We start from the raw sequence: 20190 nt of genomic DNA on the forward strand, positions 1-20190 counted from the left end.
CCCGCGCCCCAAATCAAAGACTTCCCGCCAAGCCAACCAACACCCCGGCCGGCGGGAACCCAACCGGGTGCCGGCACGGCAACCAAACCCAAACCAACCCCGCGCCGACACCCACTCTCAACGCAGTGGGTCCCATTCCAATGAAAAGGAATGGGATCCACTGTTGTAATACATATAAGTTACACGCTGGCAGAACAGCTAAATACAAAACCAAAACCAGTATCAGCTCAGTATTCAGTCATTGCAAATGTTGCAACAACTGCGCGCGAAACCGCTCAGCGCACCAGCTTGTTCTTGTAGCGCATCGCACGCAGGGCCTCGCGCTTGTCTTCGGCCTCGCGCAGGGCCTGACGCTTGTCGTATTCCTTCTTGCCTCGGGCCAAGGCAATCTCGGCCTTCACGCGGCCGTCTTTGAAATAGAGGCTCAGCGGCACGATGGTGTAGCCCTTGGCTTCGGTCTGGCGGGAAAGCTTGGCGATCTGCGAGGCATGCAGCAGCAGCTTGCGCTTGCGCTTCGGGGCATGATTGTTCCATGTGCCGTTGAGATATTCGGGGATATTCGCGCCTTCCAGCCACATCTCGCCGTTGCGGTCGATGGAGACGAACGATTCGGCCAGGGACGCGCGGCCCTCGCGCAATGACTTGACTTCGGTGCCCGTGAGCACGAGGCCGGCCTCGTAATGGTCCTCGATGGTGTAGTTGTGCCGCGCCTTGCGGTTCTGCGCAATAAGTTGCGTGCCTTGTTCCTTCGCCATGTCCTCTTCCTTCTCTTTTGCCCGTTGTTCCTGTGATTTCGATATGCCGACCATAGCACGAACGCGCCACCCGAAACGGGCAGCGCGCTCATGATGTTAGCTATCGAAACATTCGGACAACGGCAAACCGGCCATCAGTAAATGTATTCGTATGCGCTTGAGGCGGGAAGCGTCTCGTACGCCGGCCAGCGCGGCCAGAAGCCGCTGCCACCTTCGGAAATCGTCATCATGCCGCCGTTGATCGATTCGACGACCGCCACATGGCCGTACGCGGGGCTGGCCACCCAAGTGGTGACCCTCTGGCCACGGGCGAACACGACAACCGCGCCTACCGCGGGCGTGCGGCCGACGGCCCAACCCATGCTACGGGCGGTATTGGCCCAATCGCCACCGTTGCCCATGTGTCCGGTGACCGGCTTGCCGAGCTGGTTGCGGCGGATCCAAGCCCACAACGTGCACTGCTTGGGCGGGTACGGAGCGGCGCCGCCACTCCAGCCGCCGCCACCGCCACCGCCTGAGACAGGCCGTGAGGGCCGGGCAGGAGCGGACGGGCGGCTGCCGCCACCCCAGGTCTGGCCACCGTTGGAATGGGCGTTGTAATTGCTGTTGGAGGCAGAGATAGCGGCCTGCGACTGGGCATCAATCTGCGCCTTAAGCGAGACCATCTGCGCCGCTGCCCTTGCGGAATCCGTGGTCAGCTGGCTCTGCTGGCTTTGCAGATAGTTGCGCTGGCTGACGCCTTGGTCGAGCAGGCTCTGCAGGCTGCTCTGCTTGGCCTGCGCGGTCTGCGCCGCTTGCTGGGCCGTGGCCGCGTCGCTGTCGGCCTGCACTTTGAGCTTGGAGATCTGGTTCTCGATGGCCTCAAGGCGCTGCTTGCGGTTCTGCGAGGTGTTGAGCGTGTTGGCGTCCTCGTCGGCGGCGTTGGCCTCGCTGCGCTTGACGGCGGCCTGCGACTGCATCGTGTCGACGAAGTCCTGCGTGGTGGTCGACTTGGTGACCACGTTCATGACCTCGGTGGCCTGCGTGGCATGGAAGCTGTCGCGCGCCACCTGCGCCACACCGGCCTTGGCGTCATCGTAATCCGCGCCGGTCTGCTTGATCTTGGCCTCAAGGTCCTGCTTGTCCTTGATGGCCGCGTTGAGACGGTCCGTGGCCGATTGGGCCGCGCTCTGGGCCTGTGTGGCGCCATCCTGCGCGTCCGAGGCGGCCTGCTGGGCCGCGGGAATCTGATTGTCGGTCAGGTCGTTCAATTCGATGATCTTGTTCGCCAGATCGGCGTTGACCCCGGCCAGCTGGCTGCGAAGATTGTTGGTCTCCTGCTGTTTCTGACGATAATCCCCCCATGTGGCGGCCTCGGCCGGCTCCGGACTCGTCGTAAGCACCGCAGCGGCGCAAGCAAGCAACATGGAGACGGAAAGCACCATCCCCACAAACACGCGCAAACGTTGAGTGACTTTCAGCACAACAACACCTTTCCTAAAGTAATGCAATGTTTCCATTGTAACAAACCCATATTAACCACTTCGATGGCATGCCCCTCACGATTCAATAGCCGACAGCGCAATTGTCGTTGGTCTGCCTCGAAGCCATCGGACCGTCAGACCTGCAGATAACGTCTCAGCGAGAGCGTCGAAACGAACGCCGAAAGCAGCATCGCGCCGATGATCAGCGCCGGAGCCATCAGCCAGACCGTCACCTGGTTGATGAACGGCATCCACTGCACGTTCTTCGCCAGCCAGTCGGTGATGAACAGCTTGACGATCGCGCTCAGCGCCGCGCACGAGAGCAGCGAGCCCAGGAATGAGGCCAGCACGCCTTCCAGGATGAACGGCAATCGGATCGTCCAGTTCGAGGCGCCCACCAGGCGCATGATCTCCGTCTCGTTCTTGCGGCTCGCGGCGCTCATACGTATGGTGATGCCCGTCAGGAGGACGGCGACCACCACCATCACCGCCGCCAGGACCAGGGTGACGGCGGTTCCCTTGTTCAGTATGGCGAAGACCGGGTCGAAGATCTGGCGTTGGTCAAGCACCTCTTCGACACCCTGACTGCCGGTGAGCGTCTCAGAGACTTCCTGGTATTTGGTCGGGTCCTTGAGCTTCAGTTTCAGCGAATCCTGCATGTCCGCGGCCGTCAGCGTGCGGCCCTGGTAGATGCCGTTCGGGTATTGCTTGAGGAAAGTGTTCTTGTAGAAGTCCTCACGGCTTTCGTAGGTGATCTTGGAGACCACGTTGCTCAGGTCGTCGTGAATCTTGTCTTCGAGCTGGACGATCTCCTGCTGGGTCGGAGCCTTGCCCGCCGAGCAGTTGGCGACCTGGCTGGTGCCGTCCGGGCAGAGCCAGACGACGACCTCGACCTCCTTGTACCAATCGCCCTTGGCCTTGGTGATCTGCGCCTGCATCAGGCCGGATGCGCCGATGAAGAGGAAGGAGATGAACGTGACCAGCAGCACGGAGAGGATCATCGAGACGTTCTGCCTCAGGCTCGTCCATGTCTCCGAAAGGATGAATCGTGCTCTCATTTGCGCTCCTCCGTGGCTTCGCCGTTTCCGCCGGGCTGGCTTGCCGCATTACGTGGCTGGGCCGACCCATTGCGCGGTTGGCCTGATGTATTACGATTCTGGCCGTTCCCGGCGCTCTTGCCAGCTGTTGATTTCGACGCTGATGCCGATTTCACTGGTGGCACCGGCGGCGCGGGCAAAGCGGGCGACTTGGCTTTCGAGGTTGGCTTCTTCGCCTTCGGCAACGAAACGGAAACTGGCTTGTTGCCTTGCCGACCCATACTTAGGGTTGTATTCCGCTTTGTCTTTGGTACCGATTTTGACGTGGACGTTGCCTGCGGCGTTGAAGTTGATGTCTGCTTCGATGTTGATGCCGATGCCGTCGTCGGCTTAGACTTAGCCTTCAACTCATGCGCGCTGGTGACCTCTTCGCGCGTCAGGCCCTTGCCCCAGGTCATCGTGGTCTCCGCGGCTTGGAACACCTCGCCGTACCGTCCGGTCCTGCCGGAATGCATGGCGTTGGCGAGGCGTGCGATGCCCTCGTTCTCGCCGGTCCCGTTGGCCACGGCATCGGCGACGGCGTCCATGGCCTGCGTGGCGACGATGGAACGGTCGCTGATGGGCGCATCAGACGACGTATTCGATGAGGTGCCGCCACCAATCGCGTTGGCACCTTGCGGCCTCTTGAATTTGTTGGCGCTGGGATCGATGACCTGCTTGGCCTTCGATTCCACGTCGGCGTCCGGGAAGTAACGGGCGGAATCGTAGCTGCCCTTGGCCTCGTCGCGCACGATCTTGCCGGCGTGCAGCTCGACCACGCGCTTGCGCATGGAATTGACGATCTCCTCGTTGTGGGTCGCCATGACGATGGTGGTGCCGGTGCGGTTGATGGCGTCCAGGACCTCCATGATGCCGAGGGATGTGGTCGGGTCGAGGTTACCGGTGGGCTCGTCGGCCAGGAGAATCTGCGGGTGGTTGACGTAGGCGCGGGCGATAGCCACACGCTGCGCCTCGCCGCCGGAAAGCTCGTGCGGGTAGTTCTTTTCCTTGCCGGTAAGACCTACGGTCTCAAGAACTTTGGGGACCAGCGACTTGATGGTCGAACGCCGTGTGCCGATGACCTCGAGCGCGAAGGCTACGTTCTGCCAGACCGTCTTGTTATTCAGGAGCTTGTAGTCCTGGAAGATGAAGCCGATGGAACGGCGGTACTGCGGGATCTGCCGGGCGGTGAGGCGACGCAGGTCGTTGCCTGCCACGCGGATCTCGCCGTCGGTGGCCTCCTCCTCGCGCAGCAACAGGCTCAACAATGTCGTCTTGCCAGAGCCGGAGGCGCCCACAAGAAAGACGAAGTCGCCGCGTTCGATGTCGAGGTTGATATGGTCGAGGGCGGGCCGTGTGCCCTTGGGATAGATCTTGGAGACCTTGTCCAATGTGATCAACGCCATAATGCCGTTTCCTTACTGTTTTCCGCTCAAGTCCAAGTCTACGGACTTCAGCATCGCAGATTGTCCTGATTCCACCGAAATGGCTGAAAGTCTTTACTTTTTACTTTTTATTGCCGTCTTTGCCGTCGTCCTCGGCTTGCTCGGCCTCCAACGCGGCCTGGCGGCGTTGCTCGTGACGCCAGCGGATGCCCGCGTCGATGAAGCCGTTGATATCGCCGTCGAAAACGGCCTGCGTCTGGCTGGTCTCGTAGCCGGTGCGCAGATCCTTGACCATCTGGTAAGGATGTAATACATACGAGCGCATCTGGTCACCCCAGCTGGCCTTGATATCGCCCGCCAGTTCCTTCTTTTTCTTGGCTTCCTCCTCGTGACGAAGCACCAGAAGGCGGGACTGGAGGACGGCCATGGCGGCGGCGCGGTTCTGTATCTGGCTGCGTTCGTCCTGCATCGTCACCACGATGCCAGTGGGCAAATGGGTGATGCGCACCGCGGAATACGTCGTGTTGACGCCTTGTCCGCCGGGGCCGGAGGAGCAGTAGGTATCCACGCGGATGTCGGAATCGGGGATGTCGATGTGGTCGGTCTCCTCGACCAGCGGCACCACCTCGACCGCGGCGAAACTGGTTTGACGGCGGCCTTGGTTGTCGAACGGCGAGATGCGAACCAGACGGTGCGTGCCTCCCTCGACGGAAAGACGACCATATGCGTACGGCGCGTCGACCTCGAACGTTGCCGACTTGATGCCGGCTTCTTCGGCGTAGGAGGTGTCCATCACCTTGGCCTTGTAGCCGTTGCGCTCGGCCCAACGCAAGTACATGCGCAGCAACATCTGCGCGAAATCGGCCGCGTCGACGCCGCCGGCACCGCTTCGGATGGTGACCACGGCGCTGCGCTCGTCGTATTCGCCGTCAAGCAGCGTCTGAATCTCCATCTCGTCGAGGTCCTTTTGCAGGGCGTCGACGCCGTTCTGGGCCTCTTTCATCGAATCGACGTCGTTCTCTTCCTGGCCCAGCTCGTATAGCGTCTCAATGTCGTCAAGCCTGCTCGAAAGCGAATCGAGCTTCTTGATCAGGCCCTGCTTGTTGGAGAGCCTGCTCGTGATCTTCTGCGCGTTCTCGACGTCATCCCAGAGGTTCGGCTTCGACGCCTCTTTCTCCAACTCGGCGATCTCGGACTTGAGGCGGTCGACGTCCAACGCCTTTTCAATCGTCTCGTATTTGGTACGCGCTTCGCCCAGCGCCTGTGAAAAATCAAATTCCGCCATTGCACTCCACCTTATGTCTGCTCACTGAAAACTCTCTGACCGTCCTGATCACCGCTATACCGTGGCAAGCCGTTAAGCATCAATCCGATTCCTTGGATCTTGAAACCCGCCTGTTGCAGGCACGCACGTCACGCTTTCGATGAACCGCGCCGCAACATGGCGTTGATGCCACCGTTCTTGCCGGGAAGCATATGCAAGGCGTCAAAGACCCGCATAGATCGCAGGAATCACCAGCGCGAGCAACATGGCCGCAGCCACGACGATGCAGATCGCCCGCACGATGTTGCGGCGACGGCTTTCGCGGCGTTCGCGTTCGTTCCTGTAATCACTCACAATCCTTCATTGTATCGAGCCTGCGGGATTTAGCGTCTATATCCAATCCGACTGACGTTGTGGGGCGGGATATACAATGCTTCGGCACCCTCCAGGCCGGTAGGCCAAGCTTTACGCCTCAGCATCGCATATCCCGCCCCACAACTCAACGTTCAGAAAATCCTGACTATCCACCTTTGAGCTTTACAGGGACAAAAAGGCGGTTATGCGCTAGATTAGAAACATATTTATTTCAACAATGTAGCTAGAAGGAGCAGGTATGAGTGACGAACGGACGGCTTGGGGCTGGGGTCTGGCCTCGATCGACGAGGCGGGCAACACGCTGGACGTGTGGTATCCAAAGCTGGAGATGGGCGCGGCGCCGAGTGAAGCCGACCGTCCTCGCCACGGATTCGACGCCCTCGTACGCACCAAAGCCGACGAGCGCGGGGTTCGTCGTGAGCCTGTGTTCACCGTTTCCGACCTTGACTCCCCCATCGCCGATGCCGCCGACGCCTACCTGCGTCTGCATTTGCTGAGCATGTGCATGGTGGAGCCGAACACCATCAATCTCGACGGTATCTTCGCGCGTCTGGCCAACGTCGTATGGACCAACTACGGACCGTTCGCCGCCGAAAACTTCGCGCTACGCAAGATGGACGTGATGAACGCGGTCGCACGTTCCAGCCGGGACGCCAGCGGCATGCCAACCCCTCACGTCGATGTCAACGTGCTCGCCATCGACAAGTTCCCGCGCATGGTCGACTACGTAGTGCCCGAAGGTGTCCGCATCGGTGACGCTGACCGCGTGCGGCTTGGCGCACACCTGGCTCCTGGCACGACGGTGATGCACGCCGGTTTCGTCAACTTCAACGCCGGAACGCTTGGCACCTGCATGATCGAGGGCCGGGTCTCACAAGGCGTCACCGTGGGCAACGGCTCTGACGTCGGCGGCGGCTCATCGATCATGGGCACGCTTTCCGGCGGCGGCAAACTGCGCAACTCCATCGGCGAGCACAGCCTTCTGGGTGCCAACGCCGGCATCGGCATCTCCTTGGGTAACAACTGCGTGGTGGAGGCGGGACTCTACGTCACTGCCGGCACGAAGATCACCATCCACGACAAGGCCAAAATCGCCGCCGGCGAGCCGCTGGAAGTCGTCAAGGGCTCAGAGCTTTCGGGCAAGGACAACATCCTCTTCATCCGCAATTCGGTGACCGGCGCCATCGAGGCACGCTACCGCAAAGTCGGCATCGCCTTGAACGAGAAGCTGCACAAGAACTAAGCCATAGCAAAAAGGTCGGTCGATAGCTTTTCAGAAACATTGGAATTCTGCCAATGTCATTGAGCTATCGACCGACCTTTTTGCTGTTTCAGCGCTGGTCCATTGGCACATAGTCGCGCTTGACCTCGCCGGTGTAGACCTGACGCGGGCGACCGATCTTGGTCTCGGGGTCGGCCAGCATCTCGCGGTATTGCGCGATCCAGCCAGGAATGCGGCCAAGCGCGAACAGCGGGGTGAACATCGGAGCGTCGAAGCCGATGACCCGGTAGAGCAGTCCGGTGTAGAAATCGACGTTCGGATAAAGATGACGCGAGACGAAATAATCGTCATGCGTGGCGATGTCCTCGAGTTCGGTGGCGATGTCGAACAGGGCACGCTCGTCGGCGGGCAGACGGTTGTCGACGTCGCCGCGAGCCATAAGCTGCTCAAGATAATGCTTGGCGACCACGGCACGCGGGTCGTAGCATTTGTAGACGCGATGGCCAAAACCGGAGATGCGGGTGCCGTTCTTTTTGGAGTTTTCGACGAACTGACTGACGCTTTCGCCGGAGTCACGAATGACCACCAACTGCTTCAGCACCGCCTCGTTGGCGCCACCATGCAACGGCCCGGAAAGCGCGTTTACACCGGCTGCGACAGCCGAATAGAGGTTGGCATGGGCGCTGCCGGCGATACGCACCACGGAGGTCGAACAGTTCTGCTCATGGTCGGCGTGGATGATGAGCAGACGGCCGAGCGCATGGATGGAAAGATCATCGGATTCGTACGGCTCGTAAGGCACGGCGAAGCACATGCGCAGGAAATCGTCGACGTAGCCGCGGGCGATATCCGGGTACAGCATCGGCTCGTCGCGGCGGCGACGATAGATGTAGCTGACGATGGTGCGAGCCTTGGCCATGATGATGCGCGCCGATTCGTCCAGCTGGTCGGGATCGTTGATATCGGTGGTGTCCGGATAAAAAGCGGCGAGCGCGTTGATGGCGGAGGCGAGCACGCTCATGGGTTGGGCGGCGCGCGGGAACGAGGCCATGAAACTGCGGAAATCTTCGCCGACCATGGTGCGGTGGTTCAGATCCAGGCAGAACTGGTCGTATTCGACCTTGGTCGGCAGCTCGCCGTGCTGCAGCAGCCAAGCCACCTCAAGGAAATCGGACTGGTCGCACAGCTGCTCGATTGGGTAACCGCGATAGCGCAGGATAGAGTTCTGGCCGTCGATGAAGGTGATCTTGGATTCGCACTGGGCCGTGGTCAGGAAGCCGGGGTCGAGGGTGACGAACCCGTCGTTCCTGAGGCTGGAGACGACGATGCCATCGGCCCCTTCCGTGGCCTTGACCACGGGCAGATCGAACTTGCTCGTGTCCACATTGAGTTTTGCCTCCACCATGGCTTCCACCTTCCTTTGTGTCCCAATCGTCGGCTTATGCTCCATTTTCTGCGTAAAACAGACAAATTCACAAACGTTGCCGCAACCAATCGGGGATTGAACATACCTTATTGCATGAATGTAAACTGAGGCAACCGATGTCCACGTTGCGTACATGTATGGTCTCAAAAAGGGAGCAAAAGCCTAAAACAAAGCGGCATCCGCACTTTGAGTTGCGGATGCCGCTTAAGTAAAAGAACTACTAAACCAAGTCGATGATTACTCGCGAACGGTCAGAATCTCCGGGCCGTTGTCGGTGATGGCGATGGTGTGCTCGCTGTGGGCGCCGTTGGAGCCGTCGGAGCTGCGCAGAGTCCAGCCGTCCTTCGCGTCCTGGTAGATCTCGTCGGTGGTCTTCATAAACCATGGCTCGATTGCGATCGTGAGGCCCGGGCGCAGTTTGTAGCCGTGATGGGCCTTGCCGTCGTTGGGTACGAACGGGTCGCCGTGCATGACGTGGCCGATGCCGTGGCCACCGAACTCCATGTTGACGGTATAGCCGTGCTCGTGCGCCACATCGCCGACGGCCGCGGAGACGTCGCCAAGACGGTTGCCGGACTGGGCCGCCGCGATGCCGGCCGCGAGCGCCTCTTCGGTGCACTTGATGAGCGCAATATCTTCCGGATTCGGATCCTTGCCGACCACGAAGCTCACCGCGGAGTCCCCGCACCATCCGTCGACACTGACCGCCAGATCGAGGCTCAGCAAGTCGCCGTCCTTGAGGGCGTAATCATAAGGGACACCGTGCAATACCGCGTCGTTGACGGACGTGCAGATGTAGTGCTTGAACGGGCCGGTGCCGAAATCTGGCGCGTAATCGACATAGCAGGATTCGGCGCCTTTGCGGCTTTCGATGCGGCGGCGCACGAGGTCGTCGATCTCCAGCAGATTAGTGCCGACCTTGGTGGTCTCCTGCAGCTCCTTGAGGATGCTGCCGACGAAGCGGCCGGCCACCTTCATCGAAGCGATTTCCTTTGGCGTTTTCAATTCGATCATGCCTTCACCCTACTTCGCCAGCCCAACAATCTTCCAGTCTTGTTCACTTGGATAAAAGCCTTGACCACATTGGGATGACTGCGCTTATGCCCAACACAAAGCGTCCCGGACCGCCTGAATGGATTCAGGGGTCCGGGACGCAATGAGAAAGCGACTTTTCTTCTAACGCTTCTGCTTATCGTCCAGCAAAAGCGTAATACGTCAAATATCGCATCAGTTCTTGCCGAAACGGAAGGCGCGGATGATGGCGAGGATGCCCATGACCACCATGGAGACACCGGCGAAAACAATCAGCACGATAACCGAGGCGCCGGGCATGAACAGCACGACGATGCCGGCGAGGATGGAGACGATCGCGTAGAAGATGGCCCAGCCGGACTTCGGCAGACGCCAGGTCTCGACCAGCGCCATGATGCCTTCCATGATCCAGCCGATGCCGACAGTGAGGGTGACCAGGATGGTGAGCAGGGCGGTGGAAATCGCGGTGTTCTTCAACATGATCACACCACCGATCACCAAAAGAATGCCGATGAAGATGTCCAGCACGCGCCAGCCGCCTGGCAACCCGTTCTCGACGATGGCGCCGATGACGCGGATGACACCGGAAATCAGGAAGTAGATGCCCAGCGCGACGGCCACGGCCACCAACGTCTTGCCCGGCCAGATCAGCAACGCGATGCCAAGCAGCAGCGCGACGATGCCGACCACGCCATAGACGATGCGGATGGTCTTTTTCGCTTGGCTCGGTAGCCATTCCTCGGCGAGCTTGAACGGGTTCATCCGCCACCATTCATTGCTGCCCGGCTTGCCCGCTTGCTCTTGCCAGCCATTGCCTTGCGGTTGCCCGCCGTTGCCCTGGGGCTGACCGTTCTGCGCGTATTGGTATTGGCCATTCTGGGCATACTGGTATTGGCCGTTGGGATTGCCGTTCTGGTATTGCTGCTGATTGTATTGATTCGGGTCCGCGGCATACGGGCCATAGGCATTGGCCCCATAGCCGTTGTTGTATGGGCCTTGGTTGGGATTCTGGTTCTGCCCTTGCCCGTTGTATTGGTAGGGATTGGCGTATGGGCCATTCTGCTGCCCACCCTGGTTGCCCGCGTATTGTCCATATCCTTGTCTGGTTTGACCCGCATTCTGCCCGTATGAGTTATTGGCTCCAGGCTGGCCTTGGTTGCCATTCATGCCATTGGGCGCGTAATTGCCGTATCCCGTCTGTCCTGTTGGCTGTCCATTGGCCTGGCCTTGGTTGCTTTCGTTGCCTTCATTCACATTCGGATCATTATCATTCGTATTGGCGTCTGACATTTCGACTCCTTATCATCATGACCGCACCATGAAACTTATGGCCACGGATTACTTCAACCACCATGTGATTCAACAGATAATCGTAAGGACTATTCCTGAATACCTGCTGGATGGTAGGTGAACAGACTGAAAAAGGAAGTTGAAAATGGCTGCCTTTCCGGCCTGCGTTTTCCTTTCATTTCCCGCCTTTCTTGTCAGCAAACGCCGATACAGTAGAGCCATGTCTACACCTTTGATTTCAGGCCTTGATACGACCTCATTCTCCAGCACCATCAGCCCCGGCGACGACCTGTTCCGCTTCGTCAACGGCCCATGGATCGACACCTATGAGCTGCCCGACGACCGCTCCCGTTACGGCGCTTTCGACAAGCTCGCCGAGGACGCGGAAAGCCAGATCCGCGACATCCTCGAGGACGAGAACTGCCCGGCCCACAAGTCCCAGAGCCTCTACCGCGCATTCCTCGACACCGATGCCATCGAAGCCGCCGGCATCAGCCCCATCAAGGACGCGCTCGAGCGCATCGACAACGCAACCAGCAAGGCGGAGCTGACGAAGATCCTGGGCGAGCTAAGCACACTTGGCGGGCCCGACTTCTTCGACTGCGGCGTTTATGGCGATCCGGGCGACCCCGAACACAACATCCTGCATATCGAGCAGGGTGGCATCGGCCTGCCCGACGAGGCCTACTACCGCGAGGACCACTACGCGCCAATCCGCGAGCAGTACGTGAACATGGTCACGAAGCTGCTGATGTTCGCCGATTATGGCGACAGCGTGAAAAGCGAGGCGGACGCCAAGCGATTCCTCGAGATCGAGACCAAGATCGCCTCGAACCACTGGGACAACGTGGCCACCCGCGACTCACAGAAGACCTACAACCCCACTGATTTCCAAACGCTGAGCTCGACGCTTTCCCATTTCGACATCACCTCATGGCTCGATGCGTGGCAATCCGCCTACAACGCGTTGCCCGCCTCAAAGACGCAACCTTTGAACCTCACCAATGTGTTCGCCAACACCATTGTGCACGAGCCGAGCTTCCTTTCCGGTTTCGACAAGTTCTGGGACCAGAGCGATCTCGACGACCTGAAGCTTTGGGCGCGCGTGACGATGATCAGCGGCTCCGCCAGCACGCTCAGCAGCGATTTCGACAAGACCCAGTTCGATTTCTACGGCAAGGTGCTTTCCGGAGCCAAGCAGCAGCGCGACCGCTGGAAGCGCGGTGTCTCGCTGGTCAACGGCATCTGCGGCGAGGAGGTCGGCCGCGAATACGTCCGTCTCCACTTCCCCGAAAGCTCGAAGGAGCGGATGGAGCAACTGGTCTCCAACATCATCGAGGCCTATCGCGTCTCCATTTCCGGCAGCGACTGGCTAGGCGAGGCGACCAAGGCCAAGGCCCTTGAGAAGCTTTCGAAGTTCACTCCGATGATTGGCTACACCAACCATTGGCGCGATTACACCGCCCTAGACATCAGACCCGAGATGAGCCTGGTCGATGACCTCAACGCGGCAGTCGCCTACGAGACCGGATTCCAGTTCTCCAAGGTCGGCCAGGTCGTCGACCGCGAGGAATGGCTGATGAACCCGCAGACGGTCAACGCCTATTACGAGCCGTCCATGAACGTCATCGTCTTCCCCGCCGCCATCCTCCAGCCTCCATTCTTCAACCCGGAAGCCGACGACGCAGCCAACTACGGCGGTATCGGCGCGGTGATCGGCCACGAGATCGGGCATGGCTTCGACGACCAAGGCAGCCAGTACGACGGCGACGGCAAACTCAACGACTGGTGGAGTGCCGAGGACAAGGCGAACTTCGAAAAGCTCACCAAGGCTTTGATCGACCAGTACAACGGATTCATCCCCTCCCAGCTTCAAGAGAAGTATGGCGACGACCTCAGCCAGGCCCCGCACATCAACGGCGCGCTGACCATCGGCGAGAACATCGGCGACCTGAGCGGCGTCAACATCAGCCTGAAGGCCTACGCCTTCGCGCTTGACAAGGATGCTGGCCGTCCGGTCGACGGCTCGCCGGAAGCGGTGACGGCGTCGCTGGCGAGCGCACCGGAGATCGACGGATACACCGGCCTGCAACGCTTCTTCCTGAGCTACGCCTCCATCTGGCGCACCGCGCAACGCGAGGAGCTGACCGAGCAGTATCTGCAAATCGATCCGCACTCCCCCGCCGAATTCCGAACCAACGGCATCGTACGCAACGTCAACCTCTATTACCAGGCATTCGACGTCAAGCCCGAGAACAAGCTGTGGCTCGCTCCTGAACAGCGTGTCCATATCTGGTGAGCCGCATTCACAGCAAACTGCGAAAATCCAGACTGGATGTTTGTGATTCCCCAGTCACGATTGTATGACAATGATGGCCGGAACGTGATGACAACGTTCCGGCCATCAATGTGTCATGCCTTTTCACATTGCTGTCAGCTGCTGCCGGAACTCCGTTCTTATCCCACCGATGCCACCAAACGGTCGGCGGTGCCAGTCTCCTCGAACACCTCGCTGGCATCCCACGGGTCATCTCCGGGGACGTCGGCATCGCCGTCCCCATCATTATTGGAGAGGCCTCCGGTCATGGCATCCCTGGATCGTGCACCATTCTTGCCACCTTGCGCCTCGCTCCGGCCGTTGTGCGCGACAGCAGAGACCTCATGGCCCTCGACTTCATTTTGTGCAGTTGCCGTCGCCGCGGCGGAAGCATCGCCTGCACCTCCCGGCTCCCGCATTCCCGGTTTGACGCGATGGAACACCGAGGTACCAAAGCTCAGGTCATGGCCCACGCTGGTCGCCTCCATCACCATCTTGGTGTGTTTGGTATCCTCCCGGGTCCATTCCTCGGTCGCCAAGGTGCCGGTCGCCACCACCGGATCGCCTTTGTGCAGACTCGATAGGACGTTCTGCGCCAATGTGCGGAACGCCTTCACGGTGATCCATGTCGTCGGCCTGTCACACCACTCATTGGCCATCGCGTTGAAATACCTCGGCGTGCATCCGATCCTGAACGAACACGCCGCAGGCCCTCCCTCCTTGCCGAAACCCTGCGGATCCGCACCCACGAATCCCGAAATCGTCACTGTCCCTTGCTGTGCCATATCTGCTCCTTCGCGTTTTCCATATATCTACGTGGACTGCAGGATTCGTCCGGCCGGCATGGAATCCAGACGCATGCGCGAATGAATTCCGCGCTGAATCGCCGGCCGAGACATGAACCCCGCGGTCCTCTCAGTATGCACCGCGCAGCAAGTCCCGTTCAAGCCAAAACGGGCACTGTGGTCGAACGCCCGGGGTCCCGGCGTTTCGTGGATGGAATGTGGACAAACCATTCATTATCCACCTGAAAATGACGAATGTGGACAACCGGACGCGAGAACAAGAGACATGGAAACGCTTGTAGGCATGACAATGGCGCCGCATACCGAAAACGGTACACAGCGCCACATGCAAGCAAATCACCTACCCCATCCAACGCATATCAACCCAGACGTCTCCCTGAAGGCCAAATGGCCATCAAGTCACCTTGACGTCGAAGCGAGCGTATGAGAAGACGGTTGTCAATCACTCATAGTCATAGAAGCCATGGCCTGTGGATTTGCCCAGCTTGCCCTTGTCGATGTAATCCTCCTTAATCCGGCGAGCAAACTCCTTCTTGACCGGATTGGTGGCATCCTTGTTGAGGTTGTAAGGAGTCATCATGCCGACGGTGTCATAGATCTGGAACGGGCCTTCAGGCGAGCCGGTGGCGATGCGCCAGGTCTTGTCGATGTCCTCGAAGGAGGCAACGCCACGGACCCACAGATCGGCGGCGGCATCGAGCAGCGGCACCAGCAGCGAGTTGAGCAGGTAGCCAGGCTGTTCCTTCTTCACGCGGATCGGCACCATGCCGATCTCCTCGGCGAACTGCGCGACCTCTTCGAACACGGCCGGGTCGGTCTTCGGCTGGGCCATGACCTCGCCGGTGTTGAACTTCCAGATCTCGTTGGCGAAATGCAGGCTCAGGAACTTCTGCGGACGATCGACGAACGGCGCCATCTTGCTCGGCAGCAGCGTCGAGGAATTGGTGCAGAACACGGTCTTGGCCGGCGCGTACTCGCTGACTTTCTGCCAAGTGTCCTGCTTGATGTCGAGGCGCTCCGGGATGGCTTCGATGATGATGTCCGCATCCTTGACCGCGTCCTTGAGATCAGCGGTGGCGCGGATACGCGAAACGGCGGCGTCGAGCTTTTCATCGGTGGCGTCAGGGATGTCACGCTTGTATTGCTTCTTCAGATACTCCCAGCGGTCCGGAAGGCCGGCCAAAATCTCGTCGCTGATATCGTAGGCGACCACGTCCTTGCCTTTATATGCCGATTGGAAAATGATCTGGGAACCAAGAACGCCGGTGCCCAAAACGGTAAGATTCTGCATTGATTCTTCTTTCGTCATTGTCATCCCCGGATTGCAACGCAGCAAATCCTCGATGACTGATATATGTCGGAGCGACATCAACATTGCGGTGGCGCACCGAACTCGTACACCAACAATTCTACCCAAGATGTCGCCAATACCACCTTTGACTCGCCGTTTCAGCGAAATTTCGCCTCATTCCCATCCGACACAGCCATCTTTCGTCACGTCCATGCCGAATACAAAATGTGGCCGCCCCCACCAAGGGAGGCGGCCACATTCATTACGAAATTGCGTACGGTTTAAAGCATCGCGCCATAGCGTTCGGCCAACGTGTCGGCGGCTTTGTCAGCTGGAACCTTCACCGCGTTCTCGCCGTTGCGGTCACGCACCTCGATGGTGCCGTCGTTGAGGTAATCGCGGCCGACCACGGCGACCAGCGGCACGCCGAGCAGCTCGGCGTCTTTGAACTTGACGCCGGGCGAAACCTTCTTGCGGTCATCGTAGATGACCTCGAGGCCCTTGGTCTCAAGCTCTGCGATGAGCTTCTCCGCACCGTCGAACGCCTCGTTCTTCTTGCCGGTGGCAACCACGTGCACGGCGGCTGGCGCGACGTTGACCGGCCAGGCCAGGCCCTTCTCGTCGTGATGGGTCTCGGCGATGCAAGCCATGACGCGCGAGACGCCGATGCCGTAGCTACCCATCCACACCGGCACGGCCTTGCCATTCTGGTTCAAAACCTTGAGGCCAAGCGCCTCGGAATACTTGAGACCGAGCTGGAAGACCTGGCCGATCTCCACACCGCGCTCGAAGCTCAGCGGGCCAGAGCCGTCCGGGCTCATGTCGCCGTCACGAACCTCGGTCGCCTCAACAGTGCCATCGGCCTTGAAATCACGGCCGTATACCATGTCGAAAGCGTCCACGCCGTCCTTGTCGCCGCCGGTGACCCAAGCGGAGCCTTCGGCGATGTGGGCATCGACCAGATAACGCACCGGATCCTTGATAGCGGAGCCCTCGACGCGAGCCTGCGGACCCAAAACCGACGGCCCGATATAGCCCTTGACCAGTTCGGGATGAGCCTTCAGATCAGCCTCATTGGCCTCTTCAATCTCGGCGGGCGCAAACTGCGCCTCCAGACGCTTCATGTCAATCTGGCGGTCGCCGGGCAGTGCCACGACGACGACCTCGCGCCACGGCTTGCGGTGGTCCTCGTCCTCGTCGTCAGGCTCTCCGGGGTGCTTCACCGCGATGACGACGTTCTTGAGCATATCGGTCTGCGCCCATTGCCGGCCGTCCTCGCGCGGATACAGCGCGTTGCACTGGCTGACCATGTCGTCAATCGTCTTGGCGTCCGGCAGATCACGCAAGGTCATCGCCGGGGTCTTGGAGCAATCGATGGCCGGGACCTCGGGCGTCGTGAGCGCCTCAACGTTCCAGGCCTTGCCGCTGGGGGCCTTGGCGAAGGTGTCCTCGCCGATGGCCATCGGCGAAAGGAACTCCTGCGATTCGAAACCACCCATCGGGCCGGAAACCGCGTGCACCATGATGTAACCCAAATCAAGGCGCTTGAAGACGCGCTCGTAGGCGTCGCGCTCCTCGACATAGGCCTTCTTCAGCCCGTCCTCGTCAATGGTGAAGGAATAGCCGTCCTCCATGATGAACTCGCGGCCGCGCACAAGGCCGGCGCGCGGGCGGAACTCGTCGCGGTACTTGGTCTGGATCTGGTAGAGCGTAACGGGCAGATCCTTGTATGAGGAATACATGTCCTTCACCAGCAGGGTGAACATTTCCTCGTGTGTCGGCGCAAGCAGATAATCGGCCTCGTGGCGGTCCTTCAAGCGGAAGATGTTCTCGCCGTACTCCTCCCAACGATGCGTCGCCTCGTACGGTTCCTTCGGCAAGAGAGCCGGGAAATGGACTTCTTGGCCGCCGATGCCGTTCATTTCCTCGCGAACCACGGCCTCGATCTTGTTCAAGACGTTCAAACCGAGCGGCAGCCACGTCCAGATGCCGGGCGCGGCCTTGCGGATATAGCCGGCTCGCTGGAGCAGGCGCGCCGAATCGACGTCGGCGTCGGCGGGGTCCTCGCGCAGCGTGCGCAGGAACAGAGTGGACATACGAAGTGCTTTTGTCATGGTTTCTAAATTATTCGCGCGAGCCGACATTGAAAGCGCTACAGACAACATATCGTCTGAAGGTATTACGACAAACGAATTCTCTCAGAACAGCTCATCCTGGGCGAACTCGTCGGTATCGTCGGGCAGCTGGCCGGAAGCCTGCTTGGTGAATGCATCGCTGCCTTCGGATTCGAGACGGGCGCAAGCGACCTTGGAATTGTCGCGCAGCTGACCGTCGAGCAGGACGGCGTCGGGCGAGACCATGAAGGCGCGCTCGCTGATGTCGTCCAAGTAAAGGCCGTCAAGGTTTTCCACACGGGACAAGGCGACGTAACCCATGCCGGGCGCGAAGGTGCGACGCAGGTTCATCACGGCGCGGTCAAGCGTCATGCCCTGCGACTTGTGGATGGTGATGGCCCAGGCGCAACGCAACGGCACCTGCTTGACACTGGCCAGCACGGTCTCGCCGTCCATCATGTCCCACGAGGCCTGCTTCACAGTCACTGTATTACCATTTTCGAAGGCGACGATCGGCCAGCCGCCCTTGGCTTCGGAAACGAAGCCTTCCACCTTGCCGATGGATCCGTTGACGTACTGGCGGTCGGCGTCGTTGCGCAGCGCCATCACGGCCGCCCCTGTTTTGAGCTCCAGCTTTTCGGGAGCCAGCATGTTTTTCTTCAGACGCTTGACCAAGTCGGCAGGGCCCGCGGATTCGGCGACATAGTCATGCGTCTCGTCGTGGATCTGCGAAAGCCGCAAATCGTTCAAAGTGTCCGCTTGCTTGTTGACCGGGAACAGATGGACGGCCACTTCCCCATCGGCCGGTGATTTGCCCAAGCGCCCGGCAAGCACGTCGTGGTCTTCCTGGGTGACATCACCCTCACGGATATCGGTGAGCACCGTAAGCAACTGGCCGTCATCCTGACGGTGCTGCTCGGTCAGATAGCAGACCACGGGATTGAGCTCGTCCCAGACCAGCGACTCGGTGACGAAACCGTCGGCGTCCTTGCCGGCATCGGCATAGCGCTGACGAGACATCAGGAATTCTGGACTCGGCGCCATATCGTCGCGGCGGAACGATTTCTTGACCGGCGGAAGCTGGAAGAAATCGCCGGAAAGCACGACTTGCAGCCCACCGAACGGCTCTGGGCTGTGCCGCAACGCGCGGCAAACGTCATCGACCATGTCGAACAGCCACGCGGGCAACATCGAAACCTCGTCGATGACCAGGATATCGGCGGACTCGATCCTGCGTTTTCGGCGCGAGCGAATCCGCTTCATCAGCGCCGTGGTCATGACCTGCGAGACACCGACCCCAGACCAGGAATGAATGGTCTGGCCATTGATGTGGGTGGCCGCGATGCCGGTCGAGGCGGTGACGGCGACGGAGGCGCCGCGGGCACGGGCGGAGTGGATGAACTCGTTCAAGACGTAGGTCTTGCCGGCGCCTGGAGCACCGGTGATGAACACGTTCGCCCCCGCGTCAAGAATCGTCAGTGCTTCCGCCTGTTTCATGCTATTGTCCCTTCACTTCTATCAATAATCGCCCATTTCGCCCCAACCAAAAGCATGTATTACACATCCTCCGTTGTACGCTTTCATTCACCACGGAGGAAACGCAAACCCATGAGAACACGCTTCCAATCGTTGGCCTCACCCGCCACGACGGAAAGCACGTTCTCGTTTTAACAGCCTACTTGTTCAGCAGACTCGTGGCCTCGATGTCGGCCTCGATCTTCTTGGACTGCGCGTCATCCGGACCGGGGGTCGGGGCCATGAAAGCCGCACGATAGTAGCGCAGCTCGTCAAGCGACTCGATGATGTCGGCAAGCGCACGATGGCCGCCGTTCTTCGGCGGACGGTTCATGTAAACCGCCGGATACCAGCGACGCGCCAGCTCCTTGATGGTGCTCACGTCGATGCTGCGATAGTGCAGGTGGCTCATGAAGTTCGGCATGTAGTGGTCAAGGAACTTCTTGTCGCTGCCGATGGTGTTGCCGGCAAGCAGCGGCTTGACCCCGTCGGGCGTGAAGCGGGCGACGTACTCGGTGACCTTCTTCTCGGCGTCGGCCAGGCTCAGGCCGTTCTCCCACTCGTTGATCAGGCCGGAGCGGGTGTGCATCGCGCGCACGAAGTCGCCCATGTGGTCGACGGCCTTCTGCGAGGGCTTGATGACATAGTCCACGCCTTCGTCGAGCACCTTCAGATTGAAGTCGGTCGGCACCACCGAGACCTCCACGAGCTCGTCGCCGCCGAAGATATCGAGGCCGGTCATCTCGCAGTCGATCCAAATCAGCCGCGAATCCGCCGCCGAATACGTCTCGTCATCCTGAGCATTCACCATAATATTGACCCTTTCGCTGCCAACAACAGAACTCTACACACTATCTCA

The 20190-nt window shown here is 59.8% G+C and carries 16 protein-coding genes; 2 read left to right on the forward strand and 14 right to left on the reverse strand.

Annotated elements, in window-relative coordinates; translation table 11 throughout:
- Positions 1–275 precede the first annotated feature (275 nt).
- The 6 genes from smpB to OZX73_RS06250 form a co-directional block, all read right to left on the reverse strand.
- Complete coding sequence (gene smpB, locus OZX73_RS06225) at positions 276–755, reverse strand: SsrA-binding protein SmpB (protein WP_277148587.1); 480 nt, start codon at positions 753–755, stop codon at positions 276–278.
- 134 nt (positions 756–889) lie between these two features.
- Entirely contained in the window at positions 890–2218 is a 1329-nt protein-coding gene (locus OZX73_RS06230; protein ID WP_277148589.1) for a CHAP domain-containing protein, read from the reverse strand.
- Positions 2219–2352: 134 nt separating this feature from the next.
- Positions 2353–3276 (reverse strand): permease-like cell division protein FtsX, encoded by a 924-nt coding sequence (gene ftsX / locus OZX73_RS06235; protein WP_277148591.1) that lies wholly within the window; start codon positions 3274–3276, stop codon positions 2353–2355.
- On the reverse strand, positions 3273–4700 hold the full coding sequence (gene ftsE / locus OZX73_RS06240) for a cell division ATP-binding protein FtsE (protein WP_277148593.1): 1428 nt from the start codon (positions 4698–4700) through the stop codon (positions 3273–3275). The genes ftsX and ftsE overlap by 4 nt, the downstream gene beginning before the upstream one ends.
- A 100-nt stretch (positions 4701–4800) precedes the next feature.
- Complete coding sequence (prfB, locus tag OZX73_RS06245; RefSeq protein ID WP_277148595.1) at positions 4801–5964, reverse strand: peptide chain release factor 2; 1164 nt, start codon at positions 5962–5964, stop codon at positions 4801–4803.
- A 201-nt stretch (positions 5965–6165) separates the two neighbouring features.
- Positions 6166–6297: a hypothetical protein gene (locus OZX73_RS06250; RefSeq protein WP_277148597.1), complete on the reverse strand. Its 132-nt coding sequence runs from the start codon at positions 6295–6297 to the stop codon at positions 6166–6168.
- 259 nt (positions 6298–6556) lie between these two features.
- On the opposite strand from OZX73_RS06250, the gene dapD reads away from it, so the two are divergent.
- On the forward strand, positions 6557–7561 hold the full coding sequence (gene dapD, locus OZX73_RS06255; protein ID WP_277148599.1) for a 2,3,4,5-tetrahydropyridine-2,6-dicarboxylate N-succinyltransferase: 1005 nt from the start codon (positions 6557–6559) through the stop codon (positions 7559–7561).
- 88 nt (positions 7562–7649) lie between these two features.
- On the opposite strand, the gene OZX73_RS06260 is transcribed toward dapD, so the two are convergent.
- The 3 genes from OZX73_RS06260 to OZX73_RS06270 form a co-directional block, all read right to left on the reverse strand.
- A complete protein-coding gene (locus OZX73_RS06260; RefSeq protein ID WP_277148601.1) occupies positions 7650–8945 on the reverse strand; it encodes a citrate synthase in 1296 nt (431 codons plus the stop codon).
- 258 nt (positions 8946–9203) lie between these two features.
- Positions 9204–9980 (reverse strand): type I methionyl aminopeptidase, encoded by a 777-nt coding sequence (map, locus tag OZX73_RS06265; RefSeq protein ID WP_277148603.1) that lies wholly within the window; start codon positions 9978–9980, stop codon positions 9204–9206.
- A 213-nt stretch (positions 9981–10193) separates the two neighbouring features.
- Positions 10194–11288 (reverse strand): DUF308 domain-containing protein, encoded by a 1095-nt coding sequence (locus tag OZX73_RS06270; protein ID WP_277148605.1) that lies wholly within the window; start codon positions 11286–11288, stop codon positions 10194–10196.
- Between the two features lie 220 nt (positions 11289–11508).
- Here OZX73_RS06270 and OZX73_RS06275 point away from each other — a divergent pair, with 220 nt between their 5' ends.
- Positions 11509–13587: a M13-type metalloendopeptidase gene (locus OZX73_RS06275; protein WP_277148608.1), complete on the forward strand. Its 2079-nt coding sequence runs from the start codon at positions 11509–11511 to the stop codon at positions 13585–13587.
- A gap of 158 nt (positions 13588–13745) precedes the next feature.
- Here OZX73_RS06275 and OZX73_RS06280 read toward each other — a convergent pair whose 3' ends face one another.
- The 5 genes from OZX73_RS06280 to orn all read right to left on the reverse strand — a co-directional run bounded on the left by OZX73_RS06280 (position 13746) and on the right by orn (position 20142).
- A complete protein-coding gene (locus OZX73_RS06280) occupies positions 13746–14390 on the reverse strand; it encodes a single-stranded DNA-binding protein (RefSeq protein WP_277148610.1) in 645 nt (214 codons plus the stop codon).
- Positions 14391–14853: 463 nt separating this feature from the next.
- Complete coding sequence (locus OZX73_RS06285; RefSeq protein ID WP_277148611.1) at positions 14854–15702, reverse strand: 3-hydroxyacyl-CoA dehydrogenase; 849 nt, start codon at positions 15700–15702, stop codon at positions 14854–14856.
- A gap of 281 nt (positions 15703–15983) precedes the next feature.
- Positions 15984–17798 carry a proline--tRNA ligase gene (locus OZX73_RS06290; protein WP_277150946.1) on the reverse strand — a complete coding sequence of 605 codons (1815 nt, stop codon included), beginning with the start codon at positions 17796–17798 and terminating at the stop codon, positions 15984–15986.
- 102 nt (positions 17799–17900) lie between these two features.
- A complete protein-coding gene (locus tag OZX73_RS06295) occupies positions 17901–19313 on the reverse strand; it encodes a PIF1 family DEAD/DEAH box helicase (RefSeq protein ID WP_277148613.1) in 1413 nt (470 codons plus the stop codon).
- A 178-nt stretch (positions 19314–19491) separates the two neighbouring features.
- Positions 19492–20142 (reverse strand): oligoribonuclease, encoded by a 651-nt coding sequence (gene orn, locus OZX73_RS06300; RefSeq protein ID WP_277148616.1) that lies wholly within the window; start codon positions 20140–20142, stop codon positions 19492–19494.
- Between the last annotated feature and the right edge of the window lie 48 nt (positions 20143–20190).

Source organism: Bifidobacterium sp. ESL0775 (genome assembly GCF_029395475.1).
In the GTDB taxonomy this organism is placed as follows: domain Bacteria; phylum Actinomycetota; class Actinomycetes; order Actinomycetales; family Bifidobacteriaceae; genus Bifidobacterium.